Source organism: Sphingobium estronivorans (assembly GCF_008692605.1).
In the GTDB taxonomy this organism is placed as follows: Bacteria; Pseudomonadota; Alphaproteobacteria; order Sphingomonadales; family Sphingomonadaceae; genus Sphingobium; species Sphingobium estronivorans.
Genome location: NZ_LFCT01000019.1, coordinates 105,296 through 124,554, shown reverse-complemented (window position 1 = coordinate 124,554; position 19,259 = coordinate 105,296). Strand labels below are relative to the sequence as shown.

Sequence of the window (19,259 nt, the reverse complement as noted above, 5' to 3'; positions counted from 1 at the left end):
CGACAATCTGACACGCGGCCTCCTGCCCAAATAACAGCCGGCAAAGATTATTCCGAAACCTTGAAATAATCCGGTTTCGGAATCGTCCATTGGTCGCCCCAAAGGCGGGCGCCGCCATCAACGGCCATGACTTCCCCCGTCATAAAGCGTCCCGTCCTGCCCGCGAGAAAGCAGATGGCGTTGGCGATGTCTTCCACTTCGCCATAGCGCTTCATCGGATTGGTCTGCGCGAAGGCGGCGTGTAATTCAGGCGGATAGACATTGACGCCTTCGGTCGAGATGACCCCGGGAGCAACGCAGTTCACGCGGATGTTCAATGGTGCCCATTCCACCGCAACGGTGCGGCTCAGACCGATCACGCCCGCGCGCGCGGCGCAAGTATGCGCGATGCCGGGCATACCCCGGTCCACTACGGCCACGACATTCACGATGGAACCGGCCTGTCCGGCGTCGCGCCATTTTCGCGCCGCCGCTTGCATCATATACCAGGTTCCGGTCAGGTTGGTGTCGATCACGGCGCTCCACCCTCCCGGACTATAGTCGATGGCAGCCTGCGGAAACTGTCCTCCCGCATTGTTGACCAATATGTCGACCTTGCCGAATTCCGTCCACGCCGCGGCATGGAGCGCCTCTACGGCGTCGACATCACGGATCGACAGCGGATATACAAGCGTCTTGACGGAGTAGGAAGCCAGCGCCGCCGACACCGAATGCAACTTTTCCGCATCGCGCCCGCACAGCACGACATGCGCGCCCAGGCGAGCCAGCCAATGGGCGGTTGCGCGGCCAATACCCGATCCCGCGCCGGAGACAATGGCGACCTGACCCGCGAAACTTCCCTCCGCCAGCCCAACGGGCAGGTCGGCCAGTTCCTCGTCCGTTCTGCCGTATCGGAGGACGGCCGTCACGCGCGCCTAGCTCGCATTTGACGATGGAACAGGCCATTTGCCGCCGGTCGCAAGCGGGTCGGCCCGACTTTCAGGCGCCGCATGCATGATCCAATATCACAGGACTGCCTCATGTCCGCCCTACTCTCTGCCATTCAACCGCCACCATGAGAGGAAAATGACGGCAACCTTAGCAAATGGCCCACAGTGCGGAAACAGTTAAATTACCCACGGGTAATTTAATGTGCGGGCAGTTGCAATCTCAATGCGTTCCAGACCGGCTTTGCGCGTCACGTGCCTCCTCCATCGCGCGGACGAGTTGCGTCAAGCAGGCATTGACAGGCGCCGCCATGCCAAGGAGACCGGCTTCGCGGACCACTGCCGCATTCAGCGCATCTACTTCCGTTGGACGTCCTGCTCGCATATCGACGGCCATCGAGGGCAGGTGACCCGGAGCGTTCCGGTAAGTTTCGAAGGCAGTCCGCTGCACGGCAACTGGATCAAGTGCGATGCCCTTCGCGCGCCCGATCAAAACAATTTCGTCGATCACGTCGATAAGCAACTCACAGGCCGATCGGGAGGCAATCAGATCCCGGACGGGCAGGCCCGTGATCGCGCCCGCCGCGTTCATCGCGCACGCCATCGCAAATTTGGTCCAGATGAGCGGCCTTATGTCCGCCAGCGCTTCGGATGGGCAGCCGGCGAGCGTCAGCGCTTCCGCAATCGGCTGCAACTCGACCAAGGCGCAGCTCTGCGCCCACGGACCGAAGGAGGCGCCGGTCGCCCGCTCGGCCGTGCCGCCCGTTATCTCGACGTGGCCCGGCTGGACGACGCGCGCGCCGACAGTGGTGGCGCCAGCAGCCAACAGTCGAGCTCCACAGGCCGCCTCAATGGCTTCCATATGGCCAATTCCATTCGCGAGGACGACCGAGATCGATTGCGGGCCGGCCAGCACGGCGGATTGCAGCATCGCCGCGACACAATCCTGCGATTTTGTAAGGATGATAATGACGTCGGCAGATGCACAGCACGTCAAGTCGGTTCGTGCCTCGAATGCGCCTGCGGCCTCCCTGCGTCCGTGTGCGTCGGTCAGCAGCAAACCACCGGACCTGATGGCTTCCACATGGGCGCCGGAGCGCCCGACCAGAAGGACGTCATGCCCTGCGGCTGCGAGACGGCTGGCGAAGACCGAACCGAGGGCACCGGCACCCATTATTGCAAATCGCATCAACACCCCTGCCCCGCTACGATGAGAGGACGCCATCGTGGCCCTTCCGCCGAACATCCCGAGATGGATCCATCGGCGCAATGCAGCCACATGGCAGATAGGCTGTCAGTTCGTTCGACTGAGGTGGCGCTCACGCAATGCGCGTTTGAGCACCTTGCCTGTACCTGAAACGGGCAATGCATCGACGATGTCGATCGACTGCGGACATTTGTAACCTGCAATCAGCGTCTTCACATGATCCCGCAATTCACCCGCGCTCGCAACCGTGCCATGCTTCAGGACGACCGCCGCGTGGACCCGTTCCCCCCATTTCTCGTCAGGCAGGCCGATCACGGCGCACGCCGCAACGGCAGGGTGACGCGCAAGCGCATTCTCGACCTCGGTGGAAAAGACATTTTCGCCGCCGGTGATGATCATGTCCTTGAGCCGATCGACGATATAAAGATAACCATCGTCGTCGAGGCGTCCCATGTCCCCGGTGTGCAGCCAGCCGTTTCGCAGTGCCAGGGCGGTTTCCTCAGGCTTGTTCCAGTAGCCCACCATCATGTGTCCGCCGCGTGCGACTATCTCCCCGATCTTTCCGGCCGGGAGGAAATGATCATCGGCGTCGACGACGCCGACTTCGGCGTGGACGACCGCCCGTCCCGCGGAACGCAGCCGGGGACTGCCCGGGATATGCTCCTCGGGCATCAGCATCGTGGCAAAGGTCGATAGCTCGGTTTGCCCATAAGCCTGACACAGCGCCACGCCCGGAAGCGCTTGTTGCGCGCGCATGAGAATGGCGTCGGAAACCGGCGATCCGCCATAGCCGATGTGACGAAGCGACGATAAGTCGAAATCCTTCAATTCCCGCGCATCGACGAGCATCTGCAACATGGTTGGCACCAATATCGTATCGGTGACACGATGCGCTTCGATCGCGCTCAAGACGGCTTGCGGACTGAACGCGGGCACCGTGACATGGGTGCCGCCCGTTACCGCCGTTATCAGCCATCCGGAGAAATCGCCCGCGTGAAACATCGGCGCTGCATGAAGGAAGGTTGTCGCGGGATGGATGAAGCGCATCAACCCCGCACCGAGGGCGCTCGTCACCAGATTCCGGTGGGTCAGCATCACGCCCTTGGGAAAGCCGGTGGTTCCCCCGGTATAGAAGAGTCCCGCCAGCGCTTCGCCGCCGCAACGAACATCGGGCACCGGCAAATTTTCGTCTATGAGCGCCTCATAATCCAACGTGCCGTCGGGCTGGCCGGAGTCGCCTATCCATATGATGTGCCGCAAATCCGGAACCATCGCGCGGATCTCGTCCAGCATGGGGACAATGATTGCGTCTGCGAGAAGAACCCTGCTTCCAGAATCGTTCAGAGCATAGGCAATTTCGGACGCGTTCCAGCGGGTGTTGACGGGGTTCACGACCGCGCCCGCCCAGAAAGTCGCAAAATAGAATTCGGTGTAGCAATCCGAATTAAGCCCCAGATACGCAATCCGGTCCCCGCGCGCGATGCCAAGCGCCCCGAACGCCCCCGCCAGTTTTGCCACCCGAAGCGCGAGCATCCGGTAGGTCTGCCGACGTTCCCCGGCGATCGTCGCAATCGTATCGGGCTGTTTCTGCAAACAACGATGAAGGCCCTGGGTGAGATACATGGCCAGAGGAGCCCCTGCAATAGAAACTTACCCTTTGGTAAGTTAATGGCTCCACTCCTGTCAACCATCTGCTAGGCGTCGTGGAAAAATTTGTGCGTTACGGTCGGGCTTTTTGCTGAAGGAATAGCATCTTGCCTGCCCAAGCGATGAGCAGGATAGCGTCTGAAGGCTTGGGCGATTCACCGCCCTCAGCGGATCGCTGGGATCGGACAGGTATCAGGCCGCCGTTTTTACACCGATCCGGCGTGCATCTTTTCAAACTGGACCGGCTCAAACAGCCCAGCGCGGAAGGCAGGCGACGCTGTTTGTAATCGAGCATCGCCTGAGCACCGCTGCTCGGGCGAAGGAGCAGGGCCATGGCAAGGTCGTTGTGCCGATCCATGACGTGTCGCATTATGCAATAAGTGCTGCGATGGCTGTCGATCTGATCGGACGGACCGCCTGCCAGAATGAGGGAACAGATGACAGCGGTGACGAAGAGCGGGACGGAAGAGAGCATTATCCAGCTCAAACCGGGGCGGGCGGCCTATCTGGAACGGCGGAGGGCGACGACGCGCGCCTCCATCCTGCTCGCGGCACGGCAGGTCTTCGCCGATGCGAGCTACAGCGAAGCCAAGATCGACAATATCATCCGCGCGGCGGGGGTCAGCCGGGCGACTTTCTACGCCCATTTCGAATCCAAGTTTGAACTGGCCTGCGCGATCTATGACGAGATTGCGCCACAGACGACCGCTCTTTTCGCCCGTCTCCCATCCTTGGCGCGGAAGGATCGCGCCGGGATCAGGCAATGGCTGAACGACTTTGTCGGCATTCATCTGGAACATCGCAATGTGACCTCGTTGATCGCTCAACTTCAACTGTTCGAGCGGAGTTTTCGCGCTCGCATCCTGAGCGATGCCGAAGCGCTGATCGATCTGGTCGCCGCAGTGGAAGGGACAGGCTTTGCGGATGCAAAGGGGCCGAGCGACGGGGCGCGGCGGACGCGGGCGAGAATCCGCCTGCTGTTCAACCGGGTGGCGATGGTGTGTGCCGAAGTGGCGAGGGGCGAACTGTCGCCGGACGATGCCGGGATCAGCCTGGAACTGGTGGGGGAGGAGATTGCGCTGTTTCTCCATGAATGATCCAGTCAACGGATTGGTCTTTTCGCACCGCTGGACTTGAAACTAGACTCAGAGTATAGTCTCAAAAATTGAGCGGCTGAGGAGAGGCGCCGATGGCGATCCGTGTGGGTGTGGTAGGAGCGAATCCGGACTATGGCTGGGGATCGGGCGTGCATCGCCGGGTCATCCAGAATCTGCCCGGCTTCACCTTGCAGGCCGTCTGCACCACGCGGGAGGACAGCGCCAGCCGGGCCGCGCAGCAGTTCCGCGCGCCGCTCTGGTTCACCGATCATCGCGCATTGGCGGCGCATCCCGACGTCGATCTGGTCGCCATTTGCGTGAAGGCACCCCATCACCATGCCATCGCTTATGCGGCGCTGGCGGCGGGCAAGCATGTCTATTGCGAATGGCCATTGGCGGCCAGTGTGGCGCAGGCTGAAGAACTGGCAACGCTTGCCGGGCGTCAGGGGGTGAAGGCGATGATCGGCCTGCATTTGCATGGATCGCCCGCGCTGCGCCAGGCGGCACGGCTGATGGCGGAGGGGTATGTCGGGCGGCTCTATAGCGTGAGCGTCCACGCCCGGATATTCGGCCCGGTCATGCGCGCCATGGCGACGCGGGCCGGGGGCACGACTCTCTTGTCCATCTATGGCGGCCATCTGATCGACGCGATCGACCATTATGGCGGTGGGATCGCCGAATGTGCGATGCGCAGCGCCATCCATCTGCCGCCTGTCGATGAAACCGGCGCGCCAATCGAGCGGGACGCGTTCGATCATTTGCAATTCCATGGCAGCCTGCAAAATGGCGCGCTGTTCAACCTTGACCTTGCCGGGGTGAGCCTCAACGGCATGGGATGCACATGGCGGATCGAGGGTAGCGAGGGAACGCTGCTGTTGTCGACCCGCGACGCGTCCCTTCCCGCAATCGAGTCCCTGATCCTGCACGGTGCGCGCCATGGCGGGCCGTTCGAGCCGATTGCCATTGCGCCCGAACTTGACTGCGCCGCCATCCCTGCCGAACCGGATCGCTACAGCGCCTATCCCGGCAGCTTCGCCTCGCGAGAAGCGCTTTCGTCGATCGGCAATCTCTATGCCGATCTGGGCGATGCGATCCGCGTCGATGCGCCCGTAACCCCCGATTTCCATCGCGCCGTCGCCATTCAGAGGATGCTCGCGCGGCTGGATGCCCCTTCCCCCCTCATTGCCGGAGTTGCCGCATGAGCGCCGATGCAGACCCGAAAATCGATGACGTTTCCGCTGGAAATCCTGTCTTCTACCTCAACGGCCGCCGCAAGATCCGAACGGAGAGCAGCGTGCCAATCAGTTCCTCCCGCTGGCTGAACGATGCGCGCGTTCGTGAGTGGACGGCGACCGAAAGCCTGCGCCGCAACGGGCATGATTATCCGCTGCTCTATGGCCTGCCGACGCTGATGGAGGCGGTGGATCAGGTGCGTGATATCGACCATGCCGAAAAGCTGGTGGCGCAGGAGCGGGCACGCAATCCCGCCTTCGACCGCTGGCTGACGAAGGCTTTCGTGTCGACCTATTCGAAGGAAGACCTGCGCATCTATCCGGAAGGATCGGTCGGGCGGAAACTGTTCGACTATATGGACGAATTTGACCTTTCGCCCGAACTCAATTCGCGTATCCTGGCTGATCCTGACTGGAAGCCTGCCAATATGCTCGACTATTGGAACCTGCGCATGGGACAGACCCATGACTGCTACCATATATTGGGCGAAGTCGGTTTCGGGTCGGTCGCGGAATATTTCATCACCGGCGTGGTGACGGGCAATGCTTTCCGCCATCTGGGACCGGAGCTGGCGGGTGCGCTGATGACCGTCAACACGCTCATCATGTTCCCGTGGATGACGCGGACCATGCTGCATTATCCCGGCGCATGGCCGACATTATGGCGGAATCTGAGCTATGGCTATGAGGTCGGCCAGCAATCCGACATGCTGTTTGCCGCCCGTTTCGAGGACATATTGCACCTGCCGCCAGCACAGGCGCGCGAAGCGCTGGGCTGGCGTGGTCACCGGGACGATGTCGATAGCCGGGAGGCATCGCTGATATTCGGCGAGGGACGGGAAATCATTCCCTGACGGTGGTGAAAGGCCAAGCCGTGTCGACTGTTCCTGCCATTTCTCGCTCGGCTGCGCTCGTCGCTGGACGAAAAGAAGCGGGCGATGCTATGCTTCGCGACCGCCTTCATCCGTCCTCGAAGGCCGGCGAGATCACCCATATTCACGAGGGAGAATGGACCATGACGGCGGCGGATGTGAAAGTGAGGGAAGAGCTGGCACAATTGGGCTTGCCCGCGCCCGACCAGATAGGATTTGTCGTGCGCGATCTTGACCAGGCGATTGCCCATTATGATCCGCTTTTCGGTCCGTTCAGCAAGACGGATTACGGGCCGCAAAAGGCTTCTTATCAGGGCCGCTCCCGCAGCGCCTATGAACTGAAGTTCGCCTTCGGGCGGATCGGCGATCTGGAAATCGAGCTGATCGAGTGGATTTCGGGAGACACGCCACATCGCGACTTTCTGGAAAAGGGCCGCGACGGTATGCACCACTTGCGCTTCCGCGTGGACGATCTGGACCAATGGGCGGCGAAGCTCCAGGCGAAGGGCTATGAAACGGTGTGGCATGACCGCCTCTCCCCTCACGTTGCTTTCGGCTATTTTGAGCGCGACGACGATCCGCTGGTGCTGGAACTGCTGCAATATCCTGAGGATGGGGATCCGACCACCGGGACCTGAGGGTGGAGTATGAACATTCCCCTCTCCCGCCCATGACGACCGATCCGTCAAGGGAATCCGTCAGCTTGTGAGGCAACAAAGCCGGACGGAGGCGAATGGCAATGGGGATCAACTTTTTTGGGACTTGCCGGCTGGCGAGTAAGCCGCCATTCGCTCAATAGGAGCAAAATGGTGAGCAATCAGGTCGATCACATCCTGGCCGCAACGATGCGGCTCTGCCTGGATCAAGGGCTGGGAGCCGTGACCATGCGGTCGGTGGCAGCGGCGGCGGGGGTCACTTCTTCGGCGATCGTCTATCATTTCAAAACGCGGGAGCGCCTGCTTGTGGCGTTGCTCGATCATATCGAAAATGCCGTTGCTGCCAGCCGCTCTCGCCTGATTGATGCGTTCGACGAGGAACAACTGGCCTTTGCAGGGCCGGCGGCATGTATCATGGCGATTCTGCATCGCCTGCTCGACGAGCAGGGCCTCGCCATCATCGCGCTGTCCGAAATCGACCGATTTCTCCGCGACACTGAAGCCGAACAGGCCGCTCGGACCATCATGTGCAGGGCCTGGGATCGCGCGGATCGGTTCTGGCAGAACCTGCCGGTCATCGCGGATGAAGATCGTGAGGGAAAAGCCATTTGGGCAGCCGCCGCGCAAGGCATGATTCCGTTGGTTATGCTCGACCGGACTCCCGTTCTTCGCGATGCCCGCATCGCTCGCATAATCGCGCGCCTCGCGGACCGGCTGGCGCGGCGCGAAGTCCAGTTGCAGCCGCCATGGAGTCCGCCAGAGCCCCTTGCAAGGGCTGTCCGGCCGACAGGCAAGCAACAAATTGTGGATGCCACCATAAGGCTCAGCGGCAAAGGCGGGATTGAAGCGCTGACCCACCGAAAGATCGCCGCAGAGGCGGGGCTTTCGGTGGCGTCGACGACCTATTTCTACCCGACCAAGGACGACATTGTCGCCGACGCAGCCTATGACGTGCAGGCGCGGGCCATGAATGCGGTCGTCGACGGCAGCGTGCCGCCGCCCATGTTCATGTCGCGGATCATGCTGGATGAGCGACAGGAGGAGCGCCCCGAAATGGCGACGCTGACCGCCTTCATGACGGCCGCCATCCGCAGTCCCGAACGGGGGCAGTTCGCCACGGCCGTGCGTCGCGTCCGCGGACTGGACGGCATCCGCTGGCTCGCCGCGCGCGGCTACCGCCAGACCGATCGACTGGACGGAATCCTCTGGGCAGCGACTTCGGTATTTCTCGTCCAGAAAGCCTTGCTGCAACCGGCCGCAGAGCGCGCTGCCATTCTGGACGATGTTTCGGATGTCTGGCTGACCCGGCTGTTCGGCTGAAGGCCACTGTACGTTCGTGCACTAATCCCTTGACGCGAGGGCGTGATTGGACATATGCTTAGAACATAGCGATATATTCTACGCAAATTGTTAGATCGCTGACGAATCGATGCCCGATATAGCTGTTCATTTGTGCAGTTTACCGCAGGGCAATGAGGGAGGGTGAGGGGTGAAATATAGGACAGCCAGGATTCTGCGCGCCCGATCGGGCGCTGCCGAAACGCAGGCGCCGGCTTTCCGCCATGGCCCCCACCATCGCTGGCATGACATTTTATACCAGGGCGCTGAGATGCTGAGACATCACGCGTTGCAAATGCTCAATCGCCGCACGGGCTTAATCAAAGCCCCCCACGACAAAAGTGCCGTTTCATCGCTTATCGCGACGCCGCCCGCCTGATTTCAACTCAAGGTCTAGACAAGCCATTGTTCTGGAACCGTTCTTTGCGTGAAAGCCAACCCATGTCTTACCGCCTGATGACGTCCCTTGCCGCTTCGATGCTCGCTGCCTCAGCCCTGTCCGCGGCCCCGGTGAGCGCCCCCCAAACCGCGCCCGCCGCTCCAGCAGCTTTACCCTCTACGGGTTTCGATGCTGGCCTGTCGAAGGCAGAGATCGAAGCGTTGAGCGCAGAGGCCTTTTACTGGGGACTCAACATCGCCGGCTTCTATGAACTGCGTCACGTCTACACGCAGATGGAAGGCAGCCCCGTGTTCCACGGCGTCAACCGGCTGCAGGCGAACGACAAGCTGATGGATGCATCGGCGCGCTTTGCGACGACGATCAATGCATCGACGCTCTATTCGGGCGGTGCGTTCGACGTTTCGCAAGAGCCCATCGTTGTCGAAGCACCCGCCGTGACGGACAAGCGCTATTGGAGCACTCAGGCGCTCGATCAGAACGCCAACTGGTTCCTGATGGTCGGATCGCAATTCACCGGCAATGGCGCGCAACGCTATCTCATCGTCGGGCCGCATTGGCGGGGCGCCATCCCCGCCGGCTTCCGCTCGACGGAAATTGTGCGGGCCACGTCCAACAGCTTCATGCTCACGACGCGCGTGGCAGTGACGACGCGCGATGAGGCGGACATGGCCGGCGCGCGCAAGGTCGTCCGTGGCGTCGCCGTGGCACCGCTCAGCCTATGGTCGGCCAATGGCGGCAAGGTTCCGCCGTTGGCGGAGCAACCGGCCGTCCCGGGCCGCTATCGCACCTTCCCCCGGATGCGGCAGATCGTCGATTATGGACGGACCATGACGGCGACCGACTTCCTGCAATTGCTCAGCCTTTCCATCAACGATCCGTCCATCACGCGCCGCACCGATTCCGTCAAGGAGACCGCCACCCTGGCCCGCCTGTCCCGGCTGGGCCTTCGCGAAGGCGTCCTGCTGGATGCCGCCCGGATTTCGCCCGCGGAAATGGCCGCCGCGCAGGCCGGGTTCGACGCTGCGCGCCGCAAGGCCAAGCAAGCCCTGGAAGCAAGCCTGATCGACATGAACGGCTGGCGGTTGCAATCGAGCCTCTTCTATGACGATCTGGATTATGTCGCCAAGGCCGGCGTCGATGACGTCGCATGGGGAACGCCGGTTCCCTACCAGTCCCACAGTATCGCCTATGTCTTTCAGGACAGTCATGGAAAGCCGCTTGACGGCAACCAGCGCTACACGCTGACGCTGGATCTGGCCAATCTGCCGCCGGTGACAGAGTTTTGGGAATTGCCCGTTTACGATTCGGCCGGTTATTTCATTCCCAATCCGATCAACCGCTACAGCACGACAAGCTATTTGCTGGCGCATGGCGCCTATACGGTGCGCGACAACCACGTCACCTTCTACCTTCAGCCTGACAAGCCGACCGATCCGGACAAGGCCCGTAACTGGCTTCCCACCGCGCGCGGCGACACGTTCCAGCTGGCTGCGCGCTTCTATGGTCCCAAGGCGCCTTTGGTGGATGGCAGCTACCCCATGCCCAGAATCGAACCGGCCCGCTGAACGGAAAACAGCTGCCCGTCGGTGGCATCATCTGACGGACAGGACATCACGGTAAAACAAGGAATAGAGCGGGTTTCGATCTGACGCCGTCGGATCGAAACCCGCTCTCATCGCGGCCGTCCAGACAGGGTGGAGGGCCGTCCCCCATCCGCACTATGTTTATAATAAGGTGAGATTGATCAGATGAACTACAGGACGACGAGCGCTGTTGCCGCTCTGGCCATAGCCATTGTAGCTGCGCCGGCGATGGCCCAAGAGGGCGCCGATGGGGCCGCCCCGGATTCCGGGCTGGGGGAAATTGTCGTGACGGCCCAGAAGCGGTCGGAATCGCTCCAGAAAACGCCCATCTCGATCGTGGCGATGACCAGCGCGATGCTGGAGAAGAAGGGCATTGTCGATCTGACCGACCTGCGTTCGCAGGTGCCCGCGCTTCAGGTCACCCCGCACCCCAACAGCGCGACCACCGCGCGCGTGTTCATTCGCGGCGTGGGCAACAATGACGACCAGATCACGGTCGATCCCAGTGTCGCCATCTATCTGGACGGCATCTACATCGCACGCGGGCAGGGGCTGTCGGCCGAAATCGCCGATGTCGAGCGGATCGAAGTGCTGCGCGGCCCGCAGGGCTCGCTCTATGGCCGCAACGCGACCGGCGGCGCGATCAACTATATCACCCGCGCCCCGGTGCTGGGTGAGTTCCATGCCAAGCAAAGCCTGACTTACGGAAATTACGACCAGTTCCGCACCCGCACCAGCATCAACGTGCCGATCGGCGACACGCTCGCCGTCGAACTGGCCTATCTGCACAGCGAGAAGAACGGCTTCGTCAAGAATCCGGGTACAGGCGTCGACCGCTGGGGCGACCAGCGTCGCGACGGCTATCGCGCCGCCGTGCATTGGCAGCCGGTGGACGGGCTTGACCTGCGTTACAGCTACGACCGCTCGGACATCAACGATACGCCGCCCTATATCGTCGCGGCGCCCTTCTATCCGCTCGTCGCCGACCGTCCGAGCGAAGGTTCGCCTTTCGTGCGGAATCTCGAGCGCAATGACGTTCGCTCGCAGGGGCATAATTTCACCGCGAGCTGGGAAGTGTCCGACACGCTCACGGTCAAGTCCTTGACCGGCTACCGAAAGCTTTCGAACGACACCAATCAGAATTATCTGACGGGCGCCGCTGGTCCCTTCCCGCTCATCCTGACCGGCTTCAACCAGAATCAGAAGCAGTGGAGCGAAGAACTGCAACTGATCGGCTCGGCCTTTGACAAGCAGCTCGAATACGTGCTGGGCGCCTATTATTTCGATGAAAAGGCCAACGGCACGGATTTCAGCATCCCCGCGGGACGTGCGCGGCTCGATCGCGCGGCGACGGTCAATAACCGTGCCTATGCGCTGTATGGCCAGGCGACATGGCGCCCCCAGTTCCTCGACGGACTCTATGTCACCGGCGGCCTGCGCTGGTCGCGTGACGAACGCAAGGCAACGCTTGATCAGACCAGTACCCCGCTGGTCGGTGCGCCGATCGTGCTGCCGACCGGCAGGGGCGATAACAGCTTCTCCAACCTGGCTCCCAGCGCGGTGATCGGATATAATTTCACGCGCGATATCAATTTCTATGCCAAATATTCGAAGGGCTACAAGACCGGCGGCTATAATCTGCGCGCTAGCACGGTTCAGCGTTTCAATGAAGGATTTGGCCCTGAAACGCTCGATTCCTTCGAACTGGGCCTGAAATCGACCTGGCTCGACAACCGGCTGCGCTTCAACATTTCGGCGTTCCGTTCGAACTACAAGGATATTCAGACCAACGTCCAGACCGATCCCAACAACGTCGCCGTCACGGATGTGTTCAATGCCGGCAAAGCGCGGATCCAGGGCCTTGAACTGGAACTGACCGCCAAGCCGTCGGACGCCCTGACCTTCTCTGCCAACTATGCCTATCTGGATGCGAAGTTTCAGCAGATTAACGATCCCGTCACGGGCGCGGACATCACCAATCGCTATACTTTCATCGAGGCGCCCCACCACACGCTGACGACCAGCGTTGAATATGTCTTCCCCGAAACGCCGATCGGTGTGCTGACCGCCAATGTGGACTATTTCATGCAGAGCAAGAAATCGACCGCGACTGCCGATCCGCGATATATCATTGGCGACTATGGTCTGCTCAACGCGCGCCTGACGCTGTCCGATATTCCGGTCGGTTTCGGCACCTGGCGACTGTCGGCCTTCGGGAAGAACCTGACCGACAAGGAATATTATGTCACCCACTTCAACACGGGGCTTCCCGGCGCAATCTTCGGTGAACCGCGAACCTACGGATTAGAACTGGTCTTTGAATATTAATTCCTTTTTTCGATCAATAGAGATCGAAGCCGCCATCCCAAGTCGCTGAGATGCTGACGCATCGCCACTTGGAAACGCGCAAGCGTAGCGCGGGCTTGACCGGGATCCGATGAGGCGAACTCATCGGATCCCGGTATAATCGACGCATTCGGCGAGCGGCCGGTCCGCTTCCCAATATGCATGGCGGCCATCGACCATGGTTCGTCTTTGGTGAAAAGAATATCGACGATCAGCTTGCGCCGGACCTCCCGGCGCAAGCGGATCAATCCGCGGCGATGGCGAGAGACACCTCCATGATCGGCAAGGGATTTTCCGGCATCCCCCCGATGCTCACGGCCGTTCGCGAGCTGATGTTGAAGTTCATCAACGCCACCAGCAACGACGCGATCTCCGCTTCTGAAAATTCTCCGGTGATCTGCTTTGCGGCATCGGCATTCACGCCTGCCGGGAATCCAAGATAGGAATCGGCCAGTGTCAGAGCCGCCTTTTCCCGCGTGGTGAGCGCGCTCTGTTCATAACCGTCGGCGACCATGTCGGCGCGGTCCTCGGTCAGCCCATCCTGACGGGCGACATCGTAGCGCACGGATCTGCAAATGACGCAATTCACCGTGCGGGCGTTGCGCAGCCGGACAATTTCAAGCAGCGATGGCGTCACCAGGCTGTCGCGCCAGACGCTGCCATTGAGAGCGATGATGTGCGAAACAGTTTCGGGCACGAGACCCATCGCACTATCGCGAATGACATTGCCGGTTTGTGTACCGGGACCCGTGGCGCGGGGTTTAGCGGACATACGTAGCCTCCATGGCAGGAGCAAAAGCGGCCATGTCGCGCAGGCAGCGCGCGGTGCGGATCCGGGCATCGATACAGCCCAACGCCTCGATCAGCAGGACCAGGCCGGGCTCCCCGAAATGCGCCTTCACAGCATCGGCCGCCTCATCCGTGATCGATTGGGCATCCATCCAATAATATTCGGCGAAGAAGAGAGCCGCCTTCTCCGCTTCCGAAAAGAGGGCGCTGTCATGCGCCTTCCCTTCGATTACCGCTTGCCGCCGGTCTGCGGTGACCGCATCGGTCGGGAGATAGGGCATAGCGGCGCCCAACTCCGCCGTGTCATTGTACAGCCGCGCGAAGTTGAGCCGGCAGAGTTCGAGCAGTGCAGGCGGGACATGATCCTGTTGCCAGAGGCTCTCCCACAATCGGGTCAAGCCGGCGGCTGCGGCTCCCCCCTTGGAGAGAGCAGCGTCTAGATTGACGCTGGAGAGAGTTTCGGTCATCGGCAGTCCTTCTCCGAAAGAGGAATGTGCGCAGGCGGTGCGAGCGCCGCGCGGACGATGGCAGCCAGACCGGGATCGGCGCGTCCCATCCTCGCTGAGACACTCAGCCCTTGGCTGGTCAGGAGGAGCCATCGCGCAGTGGCGTCAGGATCGATATCGCTGCGTATGGAACCTGAGGCCTGACCGCGCATGACGAGACCCGCGAAGCCGCGCTCGACACGATCATAGTAACGATCGACAATCGCCGCGACCTCAGGATCGGACCGACCGATTTCGACCGCCGTGTTGGCAATGAGGCAGCCTCGCGGGTCCAACTCCGCTATCGCTTCAGGCCCGTCCCCCTTTGCCGGCCGCGTGGCGATGTCGAAATAAGCCACGATGTCGTCGAGTCCGGCACCCCTCTCGAGCAACATGAGATAAGGCGCGGTGACGAGGTCGAGATAATGTTCCAGTGCATCGTGGAACAGGCCCGCCTTGCCTCCGAAGCTTTTGTACAGGCTGTGGCGATTAAGCCCCAAGGCGCGCGTCAATGTTTCGACATCGCAGGCGGCAAAGCCATCTTCCCAGAATTGCCGGGTCGCGAGGTCGACGACCTGATCGCGATCATATTTTACAGGGCGAGCCATTCACCAGCTCCGGCTCATTACAGAATGAACGTTCTTTAATCGCCGGAGATTTGCTTGTCAACGGAATTGCCGAAGCTCGCCGCCCTCTTTCCTCTGTGAACCGCACGAACCGGCTGGGTCAGGGATCGCTTATGACGAATTAGAGAAAATCGAGACAATCGTCCGCCATTCTGTTGTCGATCCATGATCGGATGGCAGGCGGAACGCTCAACATGAGGGCGGCTCTGGCCGTCGACACCTTTCAGCTTCCCTGAAACTGGCGCGCAACCAAAGATCCGTGCAAAGCCGCCCGATCCAGGGCCTCCGCCCAATGTCTAACCGCGCAACTCAAGCGGATCCGCAGGCCATCGGCTTGGAGACCCCGCGCCGCTCACTTGGCCTGATGGCTGCTGAGTGCCGTCAGATAGTCGACGATCGCGGGAATGTCCTGTTCGGCGACGGGCGCCTTATAGACCTCCTTCATCTTGGTGACGGTCGCCTTCCATTGCTCGGCCGAAAGTGTCGGTTGAGTCAGCGCCATGCTGGCCGAGTGGCAGGACGTGCAGTTCGCGTTGATGACGTCGGCATGCGGCCCATCGGGAAATTGCCGGTCGTCGACCGGCAGGCTGACCGCGTCGGAGGTCAGCGTGAACCCGGCGAAGCTGACGCTCGAAGGCGCCGGACCTTCAGGCGCGGGCGATGGCGCGGGTGCATGACCGCCGGGCCGACCCGTTACGATGAGCGCCAACACCGCGATCCCAATCATGCTGGCTGCCAGCGCGCCGGTGGAAGGAGTCTTCATCAGCCCCTCCTCACGATGCCACGATGGTGGTGGTTTCGACATTGCCGCGCATGAACCCGCTCGGGTTCCAGATCGGTTCCATCGGTTGGGCGTGCCCGGCGCTATTCCAGCACCGCGACATGAGCCTGACATGGCCCCGCCCGGCGAGCGGCACCTGCGCATCCCAACGGCGGAAGCTGTATTTGCCATGGTCCGTGCCGAGCTTCGCAGGATGCCAGCTTCGCCCGCCATCGGCGGAAACATCGACCTTGGCCACCCCGCAGTCGCCGCCCATGGCGATACCGCCCAGCGGGATCGTCCGGTCATAGGCGATCGCCTGACCTTCGCCCAGGCTGGTCACCCAGGATCGCGGGATCATCCGGTTGATGGGCACGGTGGGAAAATCCTTCGCGCCCGGCTTCACGTTGGCGCCGGGGGTCGCCGGAATCTTGTACGCCTTGGCCATCCAATATTCATCGTCGGGACCGGGCAGCACCTCGATATCGTTCAACATCTTGACCCAGTATGTCGAATACCAGCCCGGCACGATCAGTCGCGTGGGAAATCCGTTGAGCAACGGAAGCTGGTCGCCGTTCATGCCGAAGGCGACCATCACTTCGCCGTCGCGGGCATGATCTATGGCCAGCGCCTTTCCGAAATCGGGTCCGCCCGCAACCACGGGCTGATCAAGCGCGCCAAAGCGCACCTGCGCGGCCCCGGCCTTCACGCCCGCATAGTCCAGAATGTCGCGCAGCCGCACCCCCAGCCATTTGGCGTTACCCATTGCGCCGTGACCCCACTGGGCACCGGGCACGCGAGGCTGGAACAGGCCGCGGCTATTGCCCGAACATTGGTTGACGGCCGCCATCTCGACGCGCGGCAGGCGCAGCAGTTGCGCAAGGCTGATCGACAACGGCCGCTCGACATGGCCGCGCACGGTCAGGCGGAAGCTGTCGACGTCGATGGACGTCGGAATGTCCGCCCAGTGCCAACGGACGAAAAACTGATCGTTGGGCGTGAAGACATCCCGGTCGAACACCTCCATCGGCGTTTCGAGCAGCGGGGGATGCATGCGTTGCAGGATCATGCTGCCCTTGCCGGGGAAGGCGCTGGTGATCGGGCGCTCGGCATTGCCCCCGGGCAGATGCAGGTCGACAAGGCTCTGCGCCAGCGCCGGTCCGGCAGCTACGGCAGCGCCACCAAGAGCGGCGCGGCCGAGAAAGCGGCGGCGGCTGCTCTTCGTCGCCAGCCAGGTATCGAGCTTGTCCATGTCATCCCTCCTATGGGAAATCGGAGCCGGCAGGGCGACGCTCAAGCAACGGCGAGATTGTAAACGCATCACCGAGCCGGTGGGCATAACGTTCCAGCGCCTCGACAATGGTTTCGTGCCCCATCTGATCGGCCCAGAACATGGGGCCGCCGGTGTGGCGTGGCCAGCCATAGCCATGGATCCACACCACGTCTATATCGGAGGCGCGCTGGGCTATGCCTTCGTCCAGGATCTTCGCGCCCTCGTTGACCATGGTGTAGAGGGTGCGGACGATGATCTCCTCGTCACTGATGGCGCGCGGCGCGATGCCGGCTTTCCGTCGGAACGCATCGATGGCCTCGGTGACGACGGGGGACGGGCTGGGCTTGCGCTTTTCGTCATAGTCATAATAGCCCGCCTGCGTCTTCTGGCCCCAGCGGCCCTGCGCGCAGAGCGCGTCCCGCAGGCTGTCGATCCGCTCGGGATCGCGGTGCCAGCCGATGTCGACGCCCGCCAGGTCCGCCATCTGAAACGGACCCATCGGCATGCCGAAGCGCGTATGCACCCGGTCGACCTGCTCGGGCGTCGCGCCTTCCAGCAGCAGCGCATCGGCATTGCTCTGGCGCGGGATCAGCATGCGATTGCCGATGAAGCCGTAGCAGACGCCCGCGACCACCGGCATCTTGCCGATCCGCCGCGCAAGGTCCATGCCGGTGGCGAGGACTTCCGGCGCGGTTTTGGCGCCGCGCACGACCTCGACCAGCTTCATGACGTTGGCCGGCGAGAAGAAGTGCAGTCCCAGCACGTCCTGCGGCCGTCCGGTGGCGGCGGCGATCTCGTCGATGGAGAGATAGGAGGTGTTGGAGGCCAGCATCGCGCCGGTCTTGGCGACGCCGTCCAGTCGCGCGAAAATCTCCTTCTTCACCGCCATATTTTCATAGACCGCCTCGATGATGAGATCGCAGTCCGCAAGCGCATCGAAGTCGAGCGTCGGGGTAAGAAGCCCCATCGCCTTTTCGACCTGTTCGGACGTCAACCGGCCCTTGGCGGCGGTGGCCTCGTAATTTTTGCGCACCAGGGCGGCGCCGCGGTCGAGCGCCTCCTGCGTCATCTCCACGATGGTCACGGGGATGCCCGCCGACAGGAAGTTCATCGATATGCCGCCGCCCATCGTCCCGGCGCCGATCACGCCGACACGGGCGATCGGGCGCAGCGGCAAATCCTTCGGCAGGCCGTCGATCTTCGCCGCCGCACGCTCGGCGAAAAAGGCGTGGCGCAGCGCCCTGGACTGGTCTCCGGCGACCAGCGAGGCGAACAGGGCGCGCTCTTTCTCCTGACCCTTGTCGAGCGGCAACTCCGTCGCGGCCTTGATCGCTTCCATGCAGGCTTGGGGGGCGTCCAGCCCCCGGATCTTGCGGGCGTTTTCGACTGCAAATCTTTCGAAAAGCGCCGGATCGGCCGGGACGCTTCGTTCGCCCGTGCGGCGCGGTTCGTTCAGCGTGCGGGCAAAGGCGATCGCCTCCTCGACAAGCCTGTCCTCATCCGCGAGCCGATCGACCAAGCCGATTTCGGCGGCTTTTGCCGCAGAGACCGGCACGCCGGACACGATCATGCCGAGCGCCGTCTCGATCCCCACGAGGCGCGGCAGCCGCTGCGTGCCGCCCGCGCCGGGCAGCAGGCCCAGCGTCACTTCGGGGAGGCCCAGTTTCGCGCCGCGCGCCGCGATCCGATAATGGCAGCCCAGCGCCACCTCCAGCCCGCCGCCCAGGGCCAGCCCGTGGATCGCGGCGACCACCGGCTTGGCGCTTGCCTCGGTCGCATCGACCACCTCGGGCAGCGCGGGCGGGACAAGCGGCTGGCCGAATTCGGTGATGTCCGCCCCGCCCGAGAACAGCCTGCCCGAGCCCCGGATCACGATGGCTTTCACCCGGTCGTCAGCCTGCGCATCGGCGATGGCGCCGTAGAGGCCCTTGCGAACCGCCTCACCCAGCGCGTTCACCGGCGGATGGGCGAGGACGATCTCAAGCACATCGCCGTGCAATTTCGTTTCGATCATGAAATCTC

Annotated in this window: 16 protein-coding genes; 7 read left to right on the top strand and 9 right to left on the bottom strand. The window is 62.1% G+C overall.

Annotated features, from left to right (window positions below):
* Positions 1–47: 47 nt before the first annotated feature.
* The 3 genes from F7P65_RS14360 to F7P65_RS14350 all read right to left on the bottom strand — a co-directional run bounded on the left by F7P65_RS14360 (position 48) and on the right by F7P65_RS14350 (position 3,756).
* Positions 48–908 (bottom strand): SDR family NAD(P)-dependent oxidoreductase, encoded by an 861-nt coding sequence (locus F7P65_RS14360; protein ID WP_150292873.1) that lies wholly within the window; start codon positions 906–908, stop codon positions 48–50.
* Positions 909–1,149: 241 nt separating this feature from the next.
* Positions 1,150–2,100, bottom strand: coding sequence for a ketopantoate reductase family protein (locus tag F7P65_RS14355; RefSeq protein ID WP_162854635.1), 951 nt, complete (start codon positions 2,098–2,100; stop codon positions 1,150–1,152).
* Between the two features lie 120 nt (positions 2,101–2,220).
* Complete coding sequence (locus F7P65_RS14350; protein ID WP_150292869.1) at positions 2,221–3,756, bottom strand: long-chain-fatty-acid--CoA ligase; 1,536 nt, start codon at positions 3,754–3,756, stop codon at positions 2,221–2,223.
* Positions 3,757–4,217: 461 nt separating this feature from the next.
* On the opposite strand from F7P65_RS14350, the gene F7P65_RS14345 reads away from it, so the two are divergent.
* The 7 genes from F7P65_RS14345 to F7P65_RS14315 all read left to right on the top strand — a co-directional run bounded on the left by F7P65_RS14345 (position 4,218) and on the right by F7P65_RS14315 (position 13,286).
* A complete protein-coding gene (locus F7P65_RS14345; protein ID WP_150292867.1) occupies positions 4,218–4,877 on the top strand; it encodes a TetR/AcrR family transcriptional regulator in 660 nt (219 codons plus the stop codon).
* 92 nt (positions 4,878–4,969) lie between these two features.
* Positions 4,970–6,079, top strand: a complete 1,110-nt coding sequence (locus F7P65_RS14340) for a Gfo/Idh/MocA family protein (protein ID WP_150292865.1) — start codon at positions 4,970–4,972, stop codon at positions 6,077–6,079.
* Positions 6,076–6,963: a hypothetical protein gene (locus F7P65_RS14335; RefSeq protein ID WP_150292863.1), complete on the top strand. Its 888-nt coding sequence runs from the start codon at positions 6,076–6,078 to the stop codon at positions 6,961–6,963. Before F7P65_RS14340 ends, F7P65_RS14335 begins: the two co-directional genes overlap by 4 nt.
* A 161-nt stretch (positions 6,964–7,124) precedes the next feature.
* The gene (locus F7P65_RS14330) at positions 7,125–7,619 is read left to right on the top strand and encodes a VOC family protein (protein ID WP_162854634.1); all 495 of its coding nucleotides are present in this window, start codon (positions 7,125–7,127) and stop codon (positions 7,617–7,619) included.
* A 168-nt stretch (positions 7,620–7,787) separates the two neighbouring features.
* Positions 7,788–8,957 carry a TetR/AcrR family transcriptional regulator gene (locus F7P65_RS14325; protein WP_150292859.1) on the top strand — a complete coding sequence of 390 codons (1,170 nt, stop codon included), beginning with the start codon at positions 7,788–7,790 and terminating at the stop codon, positions 8,955–8,957.
* 459 nt (positions 8,958–9,416) lie between these two features.
* A complete protein-coding gene (locus F7P65_RS14320; protein ID WP_240334307.1) occupies positions 9,417–10,940 on the top strand; it encodes a DUF1254 domain-containing protein in 1,524 nt (507 codons plus the stop codon).
* 183 nt (positions 10,941–11,123) lie between these two features.
* Entirely contained in the window at positions 11,124–13,286 is a 2,163-nt protein-coding gene (locus tag F7P65_RS14315; RefSeq protein WP_240334306.1) for a TonB-dependent receptor, read from the top strand.
* Between the two features lie 262 nt (positions 13,287–13,548).
* Here F7P65_RS14315 and F7P65_RS14305 read toward each other — a convergent pair whose 3' ends face one another.
* The 6 genes from F7P65_RS14305 to F7P65_RS14280 form a co-directional block, all read right to left on the bottom strand.
* A complete protein-coding gene (locus F7P65_RS14305) occupies positions 13,549–14,076 on the bottom strand; it encodes a carboxymuconolactone decarboxylase family protein (protein ID WP_150292855.1) in 528 nt (175 codons plus the stop codon).
* A complete protein-coding gene (locus F7P65_RS14300) occupies positions 14,066–14,560 on the bottom strand; it encodes a carboxymuconolactone decarboxylase family protein (RefSeq protein WP_150292853.1) in 495 nt (164 codons plus the stop codon). Before F7P65_RS14300 ends, F7P65_RS14305 begins: the two co-directional genes overlap by 11 nt.
* Positions 14,557–15,186: a TetR/AcrR family transcriptional regulator gene (locus tag F7P65_RS14295; protein WP_150292851.1), complete on the bottom strand. Its 630-nt coding sequence runs from the start codon at positions 15,184–15,186 to the stop codon at positions 14,557–14,559. The genes F7P65_RS14300 and F7P65_RS14295 overlap by 4 nt, the downstream gene beginning before the upstream one ends.
* A 370-nt stretch (positions 15,187–15,556) precedes the next feature.
* Positions 15,557–15,967: a hypothetical protein gene (locus F7P65_RS14290; RefSeq protein ID WP_150292849.1), complete on the bottom strand. Its 411-nt coding sequence runs from the start codon at positions 15,965–15,967 to the stop codon at positions 15,557–15,559.
* A gap of 10 nt (positions 15,968–15,977) precedes the next feature.
* A complete protein-coding gene (locus F7P65_RS14285; RefSeq protein WP_150292846.1) occupies positions 15,978–17,216 on the bottom strand; it encodes a molybdopterin-dependent oxidoreductase in 1,239 nt (412 codons plus the stop codon).
* Between the two features lie 10 nt (positions 17,217–17,226).
* Positions 17,227–19,251, bottom strand: a complete 2,025-nt coding sequence (locus F7P65_RS14280; RefSeq protein ID WP_150292844.1) for a 3-hydroxyacyl-CoA dehydrogenase NAD-binding domain-containing protein — start codon at positions 19,249–19,251, stop codon at positions 17,227–17,229.
* Positions 19,252–19,259 lie beyond the last annotated feature (8 nt).